Raw genomic sequence first — 13,104 nt, forward strand, 5'->3', positions numbered from 1 at the left:
GTGAGTAACTTCGGATGGCATAAGGAATTGTCACAACTTATGAAAAGTAATTTCATTACAGCTGTTGGCGCAGGCATTCTCACCTTGAGTATGGGAATTTTACCCTTGACTCTATCCGCACAAGCTCAGACGACAACTGATCCCGGAGCCAATACTGCTCCCAGAACGACCACTTACGATCGCAACGATTTTGATTGGGGTTGGCTAGGATTACTTGGTTTATTCGGTCTAGCTGGTTTGGCTGGTAAAAAGCGTGATAACGAACAGACTGCTTATCGCGACCCTAATGCCCCAGGTGCCACTACTTACAGAGACTAGACAATTCAAAATTTATTCATTTGTCAGTTGTTCAGTAGAAAAACAACTGACAATTTGCTCGTTTTAGTTTACTGCTGGTTCTGGGTTAGATAAATTTGTTTGGTTTTGAGTTAAAGGTGTCCAGTAACTGGCAATTAAAGCAACGATGAGCCACCAGAGGGTATTGACTTCAGGACGATACCAGACAGTATCTACAGTACCGTGAGCTAGCATACCCAACAAAATAGCGATCGCTCCAATTAACCAAAATCCCTCTACACTTCTCAATCGTCGCAATCGTCGCACTTGCAAAAGCGCCGTATTAAATGTAACGATTATTAGCCAGAGAAAGCAGGCTAAACCAACAAACCCAGTTTCTACAGTCACTTCAAACAAAATCGAATAAGCACTCAAAGCAGTGTAACGAGGGTGTTGGTAGAGCGGATAAACTTTATTAAAAGAGTTGTGACCTGGGCCAATGCCGAAAATTGGGCGATCGCGAATCATCTCAAAGACAGCATCCCACACATTTCTACGAAAATTATTACTGCTATCTTTACGGTCAGCAAAAATGCTGAACACCCGCAGGCGAACTGGCTCTACAAATATCACTGCTAAGAGTAATATCCCAATTAAACCTCCTAAGACAATGGGCAGCGACCAAGTACGCCAAAAAGGAGGCATTTCCACACTCTTCCAAAAAACTAGCAATGCCATCACAGCCAAAACTGCCACCACTAGTCCAATCCAACCGCCACGACTAAAAGTCAGGATCAGGCAGGCAGTATTGACAATCAACATTGTTAATGCTAAAGCTTTTTTGAGCCAGCTTTGCCATGCAAAAATTGCCACCAAGCTAAAAATTACTGCTGGTAAGAGGTATCCAGCCAATAAGTTGGGATTTCCTAAATAACTGTAGACCCTTGTAGTCTTAGATAGAGGAGATTCAGGATCAACCCAAGTTGCCAGTGCTGTGGCTCCAAAAAACCATTGCCGCAATCCATAGACACTGACAATTAAGGATACGTGCAGATAAAGGGTGAGAATCCAAGACCGGAGGCGAGGCGACCTTAATACCCTGGCACAAAGGGCAAATAGTAGCAAATACAAGGTCAACGTTCCCAAGTCGTTAAGTGCCGCTTTTTTGACTGGTGATAATGCTGTTGCGATTACGGCAACTCCCCAGTAGAGCAATACGAGTAGGTGAATGGGAGTGACTGACGAGACATTTGCTGGTGTGACTTCATCAGATAAAGTCAACAACAGCCAAAATCCCACACAAGCCACCAATAACAAACCTACCAACGTACTCGAAGCAAAAGGTGCAAGGGCATATATTGAGCTGAGTAATACAGCTGCGATTGCATCTCCCCACTGAATCAAGACGCTGGTTTGCCGCCAAGACCTTAACAGTCCCACCAGAGAACGGTGTACGTAACTGGTAGCAAGATATTCTTTGAGCGGTAAAGATGATAAAGTAAATAGTTGCCAGACTAAATTCATAAAAAACATTGCGATCAATTAGCCTGCCGACGCAGAACTTGGATTTGATCATAATGCCTATGGCTATAAAAAGGTAATAACGTAATTTGTAAATTAGTAATGACGCTTTTAATTCATGTACTTACTACATAACAAAGTATGAATTTGTCTTTCCCTATTCCCTATCACCTCGAATCTGTTCTCTATCGGCTGTGATTACACATCACTAATTGCTTGCGAGGGAGTTGCCAGTTGCAGTGGCAAAGAAAGCACATAACGATATCCTGATTCTGGTGAACCTTGAATCAAAATTTGTCCAGCGTGCAACTCTGCCAGTTGACAACTTAGCAATAGACCCAAGCTTTCACGAGAAAGGCTTCCATGTAATTTAGCTAAATTTAGACCGGAACTCGCAGCAAGAAAATTGGAGTGGGAATCACTCAGGCTTTTTGAATTGTCCACTGCTACTGATGAAGTCTCTAGTTGCTGTTGTCCTTCTATATGAGTATTGTAAGTTGCGACTTCACCGGTTAACTCTAGCAACGACAAAGAATTGAGACGGAAGTAGGGGTCAACCTCAGTAATGCCATCCCCTAACCAGGGATGAGAAACCCAAATAGTAATGTTGAGCGTATCTTCCTTGTAAGAAACATGGATGCGAACAATGCTACCTGTAGCCGAAAGTTGAATCACACTGAAAACCAGGTGATATAACATTTGCCGCACCTTGTCTTTATCTAAAGGCCAAATGCGATTACGTCCCGGTTCTATAGAGAGGCGAATGTCTTGCTCGCGGCGATTAGCCACTTCTTCAAGGGTATTGATAGCTTGTTGACATAGCATTTCAATATCCACAGGAGCTAAATTCAGTACAGTTGAGTTGTCATCCATAGCTCCTAGTTCGGTAATTTCGTTTACTAGAGAAAGTAAGTACCGACCACTATGTTGGATAATTTCTAAATATTCTCTTTGCTTAGTCGTCAAAGGCCCATAAATTTCACGTCCTAAAACACTAGCCATACCAAGTACAGATGTTAAAGGCGTGCGTAACTCCTGAGTTAACTGACCCAAAAGTTCCAATTTCAGTTGCTTGGTAGAAACAGAGTCGTTATCTTGAGTGGGTGGGGTGATTTTAATTTCAGTGTTACGTTCGTCATTAAGTGAAAATATAGGAGCGGTCTTAAGAGTGGTTGATTCGAGTTTGCCTTGCAAAAGTCGGTTACGCTCAAATTCACTCATGCTCCAACGAGCTATGATTTGTAAAAACTCAATGTCTCGGGTTGTAAAATTGCGTGGCACTAAATCCATCACTGCCAACGCACCTAAACAATGTCCCTCAGCATCAATGAGTGGCGCTCCTAAGTAAGCACGAATACCATAATCTTGTACCAGCTTGCTGCTAACAAGTACTGGGTCTGTAAGTTTATGTGTATCATTAATTACAAATATTTGAAGACTCTCTACAACCTGAGTGCAGAACGATTCCCTGCGTGACAGTTGGCGGCTTTGTGCCAAATGATTCATTAGCCCTAGCCTAGATAAGCCCACTGCTGACTTAAACCAGTGACGTTCTTGATCCACAAATCCCAATATGGAAATTGGTGCTTCCAAAAAGTGGGCAGCAGTCTGTGTGGCTTCTTCAAAAACCGGAATCGTTTCTGGTTGCCGCAAACCTAAATCCGACAAAGCTTTTAGGCGTTGCTGTTCTCTTGATTCATGAGAATCCCAACCATCCTTTAGGGCAAATAATTTGTTTTCAGGCTCTATCATTGCCACTGCTACCTTAATAATTTCTCTATCGTGTAATTGATCCAAGTCCTATTTCTAGGTTATCAATTGCTATTTTTAAGCATTCCCTAATTTTGCCTCTGACAAACAAATTTAGGGCAAAATTTTTTTCTCCCTTCCATTAACTCGGCGATGCGGTATGCACAAGTTACTAATTACTGGTGCTAGATATTCTTTATTTAGTACTGGTGTAGTCTTTATTGCTTGGGATTTTACAGTCAGATTGCGTTAGATTTGGATTCAACCAGGGTAAGCTAACCCTAAGGATACAATACAAAGGAGCTGTCATTATTTATGTACAGAAGGAAAAATTCTTACTGGCAAAATCTAAGTAAATTAACTTACAAGAATTATATTTGAGTAACTTTTATAGCAATTATTACTTATAACAGCTAGCACTTATGGCTGACAATTCTAGATAGTTTATATAAGTCTCGATCGAATAGATTGAACCTATTACAATTTCATGCTGAAAATTGTGTGGGCTTTTTTATTTTTTCCATTTGAGGAAATATTTTTTGAGGACAACTACTAATGAATAAAATGGCTGTTAGAGTTCCTTTTGTAGACCTGAAATTGCAACATGAACCAATTCAAATGCAATTGCAATATGCAATCCAATCTGTATTGGAACAGGGAGATTTTATTTTAGGGCAAGCACTCTCAGATTTTGAAGCAGCATTTGCGGCAGTATCGGGGGCAGCTTATGGTGTTGGTGTTGCATCAGGAACAGATGCGATCGCTCTCGGATTGCAAGCTTGTAATATTGGTGCTGGCGATGAGGTAATTTTACCAGCCAACACTTTTATCGCAACCTTGATTGGAGTTATCCGCGCTGGCGCGAAGCCAATTCTGGTAGATTGCGATCGCCAAACAGCTTTAATTGATTTAGAGGCCGCAGCAAAGGCAGTTACGCCTCAGACTAAAGCAATTATTCCTGTACATCTCTATGGACAAATGGTATCGCCACGTGAACTCATCAAATTTGCTGATACCTACAAACTACTAATTTTTGAAGATGCCGCCCAAGCACACCTTGCCCAAAGAGATGGATATCACGCTGGTTCAGTAGGCATAGCAGCAGCTTTTAGTTTCTATCCCAGCAAAAATTTGGGAGCATTTGGGGATGGGGGAATGCTGCTGACACGAGATTCAGATGTCGCCCAGAAGATGGGGCGTTTGCGAAATTATGGTGCATCGCAAAAGTATTTTCATACTGAACCCGGTACAAATAGCCGCTTGGATACTTTACAAGCAGCTATTTTGCACCAAAAATTACCATATTTGCCACAGTGGAATCGCGATCGCTTGACTATTGCCCAGCAGTATGATCTTGAACTAGCACCTTTGGCAACTACTGGCATTATTCCTATGGAAAACCAAAGTGATACAGGACACGTTTATCATCTTTATGTCATTAAAGTTGATGATTCTTGCCCAATAGAACGCCAGCAACTCCAAGAAAAACTCACGGACGTGGGAATTCAAACTGGCATTCACTACCCAATTCCTTGTCATCTCCAGCCAGCATTCAGCAATTTAGGCTATCAGCCGGGAGATTTTCCCCAAGCAGAAAAACTGTCACAGCAAATATTATCATTACCGATGTATCCTGGTTTGAGCAGTAGCCAAGTTAAAGAAGTTGTAGCTGCGATCGCTCATGCAGTCTCAACAACTTCTCAGGTAGATGAAACCTCCAATGCTGACCTTGACAGGGTGGTAGCCTAAAGTTAATTCATACTTAATATGTGCATCCAACAATTAGACATTTGTTCTTTGTCAGTTGTTTTTTGCAAATGACCAATGACCAATAAAAATCATGGCACTCCAGCAACAGATTAAAAAAAGAAACGCCTCAGACTTATTGAATCTAGCGATTATAGGCGTTTTACTGCTGCTTTATGCGCCTATATTGCTACACTGGTTGGATGGTTGGCTGAACAAAAATATCAGTACAGAACACGAATATTTTAGCCACGGAATTATTGGTTTACCATTTGCGGCTTATCTGGCCTGGATAAACCGAAAAAAGTGGAAACGTTTACCAGATACCACACATCCTTTTAGTGCTGTTTTATTGTTACTAGGGGCAGTGTTTTATCTTAGTGGTGTTACAGAGTGGGTTAACCTTTCCTTGCCCGTTATCCTGGCAGGATTATGTTTGTGGTTTAAAGGGATAGCAGGTTTGCGATCGCAAGGATTCCCCCTGCTACTGGTATTTTTAGCCACCCCGACAGCAGCACCCTATCTCATTGCGCCCTATACCTTGCCTCTGCAAAGCTTCATCGCTGGTACGGCAGGTTTCATATTGAATCAATTTGGTATGGACGTAACAGTAAATGAAATCAATCTCTACGTGGGAGGACGTATTGTAGAAGTTGCCCCCTACTGTGCAGGGTTGAAAATGTTGTTCACGACTCTCTACGTTGGCTTGATGCTGCTTTATTGGACAGATGGTTTATCTTCACGGCGCACAACCATATCGTTTTTATCTCTTGCTGCGATCGTTAGTACTACTGCCAATATCATTCGTAACACTTTACTGACTTTCTTTCACGGCACAGGTCAAGAAGCAGCTTTTAAATGGCTACATGAAGGTTGGGGTGGTGACTTATACTCTGCTTGTATGCTGGTGTCATTAGTACCCCTACTCAATTGGATTAATCGCTATTTCTCAACATCTCTAGAAACTGAGCAAGAAGCAGAAAGTTAGAACTATGGGCATTGGGAAGAGGACTTGGGGACAAGGAGAATTGGTGACAAGGGGAAAGACTTGTTTCAAGTTCTCACCCCTTGTCCCCTGCTCCCTGCTCTCCTCCCTCTTAATCTACTCATAAATATTACTGAACTCACGGTGTGATTTTATAAAGTAAAATTTTGCCTAAGTATCACAAATTTTACTGATGATTTCATTCTCCAAGTTTTTCAAAGAAAACCAGTTCAATCAGGTAGCAGCACTTTTGTTATTGCTACTACTGCTAGCAATAGGAGGGATTCCCGGATATCTAACAGGACATTGGCAATGGAAACAGCCGCTACCTGTTACTAATCTCCACGAGTTAAAACAGATCCGCAACACTGGGTTAGCCCTTCCTGGTTGGCAAACTATTGAACAATCAGAACAGCAAATTGGTGAACATAAATGGTCTTTGCAGGTAATGAAAAAAGAAGGTTCGCAATCCCAGGCAATCCTGCTTTTGCTACCGCAAAATGGGCCTATGGATCAACCAGAGGTAGAGTGGACAGATGTTAACGGCTGGGGAAGATCGCGCTGGGGAAAGTGGGATATAGCGCAATCTCGTTCTGCCGAATTTACTGTGAAACAGTCTGAAAAGTTGGCTTCTAATGTTGTTGAAACTAAAGTAGAAGCTAGGTTCTTTCGTGCCGCCACACCACAGCAAACCTTCGCTGTCTTGCAATGGTACGCCATGCCAGACGGCGGAAATTCATCACCTTTCCATTGGTTCTTGGCGGATCAATTAGCCCAGTGGCGCAAGCAACGTATTCCCTGGGTAAGCGTGAGCATTCTGATCCCGATGGAACCTTTAGGGCAGGTAGAAACATCTTGGTCTTTAGCCAAGTCTATGGGGGAAACAGTGCAAAGTACATTGATGGCAGGCCCTTTGTAAAGTATCTGATGAATGCCTTTGTGCAGAGATTCATCAGAAGTAAGTAAGTTGGTAGAAATAAACCAAATTATGTTATGAAACGTAAATAGTCTTAAAGTCCTTATTAATGACCAATGACAAAGGACAAATGACAGCCCTTGCTAGTTAGCTTTAATTGCGCCAACCTACTTGTCTTTATAAATTGCATTCAGCCTAAAACTTAGATAAAAGATGTTAATAATATGAAGTTAGTATTTAAATTTAGTAAAGTTCTTCTCTTTTTCTTGGTAAATACTTGCAGACTCCAGAGACATTGGGGACATTTATAGAGTAAAATAACGACTCGGCGCGAATAATTTTCATATCATTTTTTCTGCACCGATGTTCATAGATCCCACTTCTTATATGCGTGCATTCAGCGCCCTTTGTTTTGTTAGTCTTCAAGTAGGAGTTTTTTTAATAACACCTATCCAACTTGTTGTTGCCCAACCTTTTCCATCTCAAGGACAATCACCAAGGCAACCCCCATCGCCTGTGCCAGGTACTGAAACTGAGGTTATACCTACAGGTGCAAATGACGAAACTTCCAGCCAACTCAGCCGCTACCTCTTGGGGCCAGGAGATATAATTGGCGTTGTACTTCAGCGTCCTCCTGGCCCATACCGCTTAGGCATAGGAGATGGAATTAGCGTTTCGGTTCAGCGCTTTCCAGATTTGAGTTTTCAAGCTTTAATCAACCCAGAAGGTAACATTGTAGTCCCACTACTGGGAACAGTTTCTTTACAAGGTTTAACTTTAGAAGAAGCTCAAGAAAAAATTCGCTTGGGTTTAAATCGTTATGTTGTCGATCCAGTAATAGTTTTAGCCTTAGCAGCGCAGCGTCAAGACTTAAGTTTTCAAGCTGTAATTAGTCCCGAAGGCACCATCGTAGTACCGCAAGTGGGAACGGTGTCATTACAAGGTTTAACTTTAGAAGAAGCTCAAGAAAAAATTCGCTTGGGTTTAAGTCGCTTTTTCCCAGATCCAATCATAGTAGTATCTTTGGCAGGGGCGCGACCAGTTCAAGTTACCGTTAGCGGAGAAATATTCAGACCAGGAATTTATCCGATTAATTCAGCAACACCCCGCGTTGCTGATGCCTTGCTAATATCTGGGGGTTCAACGTTAAATGCAGACCTGCGACAAATACAAGTACGCCGCAAGTTAATTGATGGTTCTGTGATTTCACAAACTATTGACTTATATGCAGCACTGCAAAATGGCGGTTCAATCCCTAATTTACGCTTACAAGACGGAGATGCGATACTCATCCCCCGTCGTGAAGTTGGTAATGATGACGGTTATGACCGCAATTTAGTAGCACGTTCATCCTTAGCCACACCACAGATTAGAGTCCGGGTTTTAAACTACGCTGCGGGAGGTCTCTCTATTCAAGCACTGCCTAATGGCAGTACGTTTGTAGATGCTTTGGGAGGAGTAAATCTTGATACTGCTAATCTCCGAGATATCGCTCTGGTTCGCTTTGATCCTGAACAAGGTAAAGCTGTTACCCAGAAACTTGATGCTAAAAAAGCTCTAGGAGGCGATGCGTCTCAAAATGTGGCGCTTCAAGATAATGATGTTATTGTTGTTGGTCGTAACCTCATAGGTAGAATTACTAATTTCCTAACTACCATTACCCAACCTTTCTTCAACGTTCAATCCTTTCTCCGGTTTTTTGACAACTTCGGTGGCGGGTCAAATTAGTAACTCTAAAAGAAGGATACAATCTGGAAATAGTTGGGAGTGTAGGAAGCCACATCTCCAACTGGTCTTTGAATTCGTGAATGTAAAAATATTAAACATATCAACCAATATATAGTATGAAGTTGATAGCGTTCTTTTATCAAAACCACTATCTTTAGTTTGGTGCTTCCTAAATTTTAAATTTTGAATTTTGAATTGGAGCGAAGCGACCATGACCCCACCAATTGTTAAGCGCTATCTTATTGCTTTTGATAAGTACAAGTGGATTGGACTAGCTAGTTTTGGTCTAGTTATAGTAGGGTCGACTTTGGTAGCTATGCAACCAGAGCCACCTACTAGCTATATAGCATCTGCCGCACTTACCTATAGTGGTCCACCAGTTTCTTTCTCTGCAACTGGTACTGAAATCCAACAGCAAGGAAAGGAACTGAATCAGGAAGTTTTACTCTCTAACCAGATAATTGCAGCAGTGGCAGAAAAAGTCGGTGTCAAACCGGCAAAGCTGGGTAACAGTGTCGTCCTTTCTGTTCCTAAAAAAAACCCCAGGACTGGAGAATTGGAATCTAGTATTTTGGAATTGAAATATGTAGATACCGATCCCAAACGAGGTATACAGGTCTTGGCGGAATTGATGCAAGCAATGATCAAGTTGAGCAGTGATATCAATACTGGGCGATTACAAGCAATTATTGAAAAGATTAACGATCGCGTACCACAAGCTAAACGAGAGTTGCAAGTTGCTGAAAAGAAGTTAGAACAGTATGATCGCATCGAACGAACGGCAATATTAGCAGCCGAGAATGGCAGCTTGTTAAGCGCTGTTACTGCTAGCCAAAATCTCCAACGGCAGATGCAATTAACTATTTCTGGGGTTGATGGTCAAATTCGCAGTTTACAAAATAAGTTAGGCTTAACAGTCGGACAGGCTTATGTTTCTTCTGCTTTGAGTGCCGATCCAATTATTGGGAACTTACGAGCGCAAATTTATCAAAGTGAGTCGCAAATCGCCGTACTCAAAAAGGATTTGCGACCAGAACACCCAACGATGGTTCAGCTAATGCGTCAGAAACAAGCTGCTGAAGAATTGCTGCAACAACGTGCATCTGAGGTATTAGGTGGTGATGGGACGGCGGCTCCGCTTCAGGGTAGCGTTGCAGGTATTCGCACCCAAAGCAGCTTAGATCCAGCCCGCCAGCAATTGGCAAACCAAATGGTGTCTTTGCAAACCCAACGGGAGACGCTGCAACAACAATTAGTTCAAGAGATCCAACAAGAAGCGCGACTACGGCAAGAGTATTCTCTGATACCCAATAAGCAATTAGAGCGATCGCGTTTAGAACAGGAGGTTGCCCTCAAAAAATCCATCTACGACCAAATGCAGGTGAAGCTAACCGATGCTAAAACCGCAGAGGCAGAAACTACTAGCAGCCTCAGCATTGCCAGACGGCCTACGGCTGCTGCCGACATCAAACCCCCGAAGAGTGTACCTATTACCCTTGCTGTGGGCGGTTTCTTAGGTGTGGTGATTGGTGGTGGGGTAATATTTTTGTTGGGAGCGCTGGAAGGGACTTTCAAAACCAGAGAGGATATTCGTGAGAGCCTCAAGCAACGGGAAGTGGCAGTGTTGGGAGAATTGCCTTTAATGCCAGTGGATGATTTGGATAAAGAGGCAGTACCGGTGGTCATTTCTGCTGATTCTCCTTATTTAGAATTTTATGAGAAATTCCGCAGTAATCTGCGCCGGATAGGTGGTAAAAACTTAAAAGTGGTGTTGATTACTAGCACCAGTAGCTTAGAGGGTAAGACTGCAAGTGCTTATAACTTGGGTATAGCTTCTGCCCGTGCTGGTAAAAGAACCTTGATTATCGAAACAGATTTGCGATCGCCTTCTCGCTCAACATCCCTGAAAGTAATTCCTGATCCCGATGCTACAATTGAACCCCTTCGTTATTACGCTAACTTAAGTGAATGTATCCGTTTAGTTCCTGATGTAGAAAATTTATACATTCTTCCAAGTCCTGGCCCTGTGCGCCAATCTGCTGCTATTCTGGAATCTAGTGAAATGCGGCGGCTGATTGAGGATGTCCGCGAACGCTTTGATTTAGTTATTTTAGATACTAGCCCACTTAGTATATCCAACGATCCTCTGTTAATCCAACCTTACAGTGATGGGATCGTATTAGTGACACGGCCACACTACACACAAGAGAATATGTTAGGTGAAGCTGTTGATCAATTGGTAGAAGCGGAACTGGGGTTGTTAGGAGCAATTATTAATGGTGCTGATATCATTGTTTCTCTACCTGAAGAAGTTGCACAATCATCAACATTTACATCTGAGGTAGAAGAATCAGAAGAAGTTTCAGCAGCTGCTAGCAAAAACTAATATCCCAATAGGGAAATTTCAATGTTGTATGGGCGCTTCTCTACGAGACGCTACGCGTAGCTTGCTTCCACGAAGTGGTACGCATTCTCACTGGGTAAGTAAGCAAAGGTTAACGCAGAGGTTTGATAGCTAGCAATTTTTTCGCTATGAATTTAGACAGAAAATGCTGTATTTAGTCTTGCCTAAACAACCCAAACACGGGAGCGAGAATTACCCCAAAAACAAAACCCCCGATATGCGCCCAGTAAGCAACTCCACCGGTTTGTACAGTCATGTGAGCGGCTGTTTGTAAGGTAGCAAGACCAGATATAACATTCTGCACAAAGAAAAGTCCAATTATCACTAGTGCTGGAATTCTGATTGTGGTGATGAAAATCCCCAAAAAAACTAAGGTCATGACTTTAGCGTGGGGAAAGCGGATGATGTACGCACCCAAAACCCCAGAAATTGCACCACTTGCCCCCAAGGAAGGAATCTCAGAATTCATACCAATAAACCATTGGCATAAGGCAGCTAAAGCACCACACGCCAAATAAAAAATTAGATATTTGGCATGACCTAATCGATCTTCAATATTGTTGCCAAAAACCCAGAGGAACAACATATTTGAAATTAAGTGCCACCAACCACCGTGTAAGAATTGTGACGTAAATAATGTTATCCACTCTCCACTCAAATTGGTGGTTAACTCTTGAGGTACTACCGCATATTGACTTAAAAACTGACTCAATTGTGCATTTGACAGGCTCACCTCGTGGAGAAAAACTACAATATTCATGCCAATTAACCCGTAGGTGAAATACGGGGTGATTCGCGTCGGATTTTCGTCGTAGAGGGGAAACACAGGTGTTTTTCCTAAATTATTGGCTAATTGCAATATAGCTTGTAAGGCTAATAGTTGCGAAGCTTAGGCAATGTCACCTATTAAATCAATCAGTCTGATTGATAGTTCCAATAACAAATCATTTATACCAAGATTCTTCTTGTGATTTATCGTTAAACAAACCCAACAGAGGGCCGAGAATTGCCCCAAAGATAAAGCCACCTGCATGGGCCCAGTACGCAATACCGCCGCCTTCCATACCGATGTTAGTACGTGTTTCTAGACTAGCAAGCCCGTAGAAAGCTTGTTCGAGAAACCAGAATCCCAAAAAGAAATATGCCGGGACACGGAAAGTTGGGAAGAAAATTCCTAAAGGTACTATGCCGAGAACTTCAGCATTGGGAAAGCGGAGAATGTATGCTCCTAGAATACCTGCGATCGCACCACTCGCACCCAAAGATGGAATGCTAGAATCTTGAGCGAAGAACCACTGTGTTAATGCTGCCAAAACACCGCAAGATAAATAAAATAGTAAATATTTGGCATGACCTAATTTATCTTCAACATTGTTACCAAAAATCCAAAGAAACAGCATATTACCTGCTAAGTGCAAGAAACCACCATGCAAGAATTGCGAGGTAATCAAAGTTGCCCATTCTGGTACTGGTTGATGTACAGAGATACCACCAAAACTGAGACTGAGTTCTCGTGGAACTACAGCTGCAAGGTGTAAAAAGCCATTTAATGCTTGCGGGGGAAGACTTGCTTCATAAAGAAAAGCGAGGACGTTGGCAGCAATCAACCCATAAGTTACATAAGGTGTAATTTTTGTGGGATTATTATCGCTAATTGGAACCACGAGCGTTTTTTCCTGATTTTAAGATACAAACCCTACAATACGGAATTTTGTAAGTAGTTTCTTCTACCTCGTGGATGGATATCGCTTCGATATTTGAGATTTATAGTAGGAGTTA

General features: G+C 42.2%; 10 protein-coding genes. 6 read left to right on the forward strand and 4 right to left on the reverse strand.

Annotated features, from left to right (window positions below):
* Positions 1-39 precede the first annotated feature (39 nt).
* Entirely contained in the window at positions 40-318 is a 279-nt protein-coding gene (locus H6G86_RS00730; protein WP_190932676.1) for a WGxxGxxG family protein, read from the forward strand.
* A gap of 63 nt (positions 319-381) precedes the next feature.
* On the opposite strand, the gene H6G86_RS00735 is transcribed toward H6G86_RS00730, so the two are convergent.
* Together H6G86_RS00735 and H6G86_RS00740 are read right to left on the reverse strand one after the other, a co-directional pair.
* On the reverse strand, positions 382-1,800 hold the full coding sequence (locus tag H6G86_RS00735) for an IctB family putative bicarbonate transporter (RefSeq protein WP_190932677.1): 1,419 nt from the start codon (positions 1,798-1,800) through the stop codon (positions 382-384).
* A gap of 195 nt (positions 1,801-1,995) precedes the next feature.
* Positions 1,996-3,549 (reverse strand): GAF domain-containing sensor histidine kinase, encoded by a 1,554-nt coding sequence (locus H6G86_RS00740; protein ID WP_190932903.1) that lies wholly within the window; start codon positions 3,547-3,549, stop codon positions 1,996-1,998.
* A gap of 561 nt (positions 3,550-4,110) precedes the next feature.
* Between H6G86_RS00740 and H6G86_RS00745 the strand changes: the two genes are divergently transcribed.
* The 5 genes from H6G86_RS00745 to H6G86_RS00765 all read left to right on the forward strand — a co-directional run bounded on the left by H6G86_RS00745 (position 4,111) and on the right by H6G86_RS00765 (position 11,307).
* Entirely contained in the window at positions 4,111-5,295 is a 1,185-nt protein-coding gene (locus H6G86_RS00745; RefSeq protein ID WP_520449527.1) for an aminotransferase class I/II-fold pyridoxal phosphate-dependent enzyme, read from the forward strand.
* Between the two features lie 91 nt (positions 5,296-5,386).
* Positions 5,387-6,280: a cyanoexosortase B gene (gene crtB / locus H6G86_RS00750; RefSeq protein WP_190932679.1), complete on the forward strand. Its 894-nt coding sequence runs from the start codon at positions 5,387-5,389 to the stop codon at positions 6,278-6,280.
* A 190-nt stretch (positions 6,281-6,470) separates the two neighbouring features.
* Positions 6,471-7,196 (forward strand): cyanoexosortase B system-associated protein, encoded by a 726-nt coding sequence (locus tag H6G86_RS00755; RefSeq protein WP_190932680.1) that lies wholly within the window; start codon positions 6,471-6,473, stop codon positions 7,194-7,196.
* A 360-nt stretch (positions 7,197-7,556) separates the two neighbouring features.
* A complete protein-coding gene (locus H6G86_RS00760; RefSeq protein WP_179071858.1) occupies positions 7,557-8,921 on the forward strand; it encodes a polysaccharide biosynthesis/export family protein in 1,365 nt (454 codons plus the stop codon).
* 211 nt (positions 8,922-9,132) lie between these two features.
* Positions 9,133-11,307, forward strand: coding sequence for a GumC family protein (locus tag H6G86_RS00765; RefSeq protein ID WP_190932681.1), 2,175 nt, complete (start codon positions 9,133-9,135; stop codon positions 11,305-11,307).
* A gap of 172 nt (positions 11,308-11,479) precedes the next feature.
* On the opposite strand, the gene H6G86_RS00770 is transcribed toward H6G86_RS00765, so the two are convergent.
* Both H6G86_RS00770 and H6G86_RS00775 read right to left on the reverse strand, forming a co-directional pair.
* The gene (locus H6G86_RS00770; protein ID WP_190932904.1) at positions 11,480-12,151 is read right to left on the reverse strand and encodes a rhomboid family intramembrane serine protease; all 672 of its coding nucleotides are present in this window, start codon (positions 12,149-12,151) and stop codon (positions 11,480-11,482) included.
* A gap of 118 nt (positions 12,152-12,269) precedes the next feature.
* On the reverse strand, positions 12,270-12,989 hold the full coding sequence (locus H6G86_RS00775; RefSeq protein ID WP_190932682.1) for a rhomboid family intramembrane serine protease: 720 nt from the start codon (positions 12,987-12,989) through the stop codon (positions 12,270-12,272).
* Positions 12,990-13,104 lie beyond the last annotated feature (115 nt).

Origin of the sequence: Nostoc sp. FACHB-133 (assembly GCF_014698055.1) — a bacterium.
Lineage (GTDB): Bacteria > Cyanobacteriota > Cyanobacteriia > Cyanobacteriales > Nostocaceae > Nostoc.

Coding starts and splice junctions, on each gene's coding strand:
- H6G86_RS00730 (WP_190932676.1), top strand. CDS start 40: ATGAAAAGTAATTTCATTACAGCTGTTGGCGCAGGCATTCTCACCTTG.
- H6G86_RS00735 (WP_190932677.1), bottom strand. CDS start 1,800: ATGAATTTAGTCTGGCAACTATTTACTTTATCATCTTTACCGCTCAAA.
- H6G86_RS00740 (WP_190932903.1), bottom strand. CDS start 3,549: ATGATAGAGCCTGAAAACAAATTATTTGCCCTAAAGGATGGTTGGGAT.
- H6G86_RS00745 (WP_520449527.1), top strand. CDS start 4,111: ATGGCTGTTAGAGTTCCTTTTGTAGACCTGAAATTGCAACATGAACCA.
- crtB (WP_190932679.1), top strand. CDS start 5,387: ATGGCACTCCAGCAACAGATTAAAAAAAGAAACGCCTCAGACTTATTG.
- H6G86_RS00755 (WP_190932680.1), top strand. CDS start 6,471: ATGATTTCATTCTCCAAGTTTTTCAAAGAAAACCAGTTCAATCAGGTA.
- H6G86_RS00760 (WP_179071858.1), top strand. CDS start 7,557: ATGTTCATAGATCCCACTTCTTATATGCGTGCATTCAGCGCCCTTTGT.
- H6G86_RS00765 (WP_190932681.1), top strand. CDS start 9,133: ATGACCCCACCAATTGTTAAGCGCTATCTTATTGCTTTTGATAAGTAC.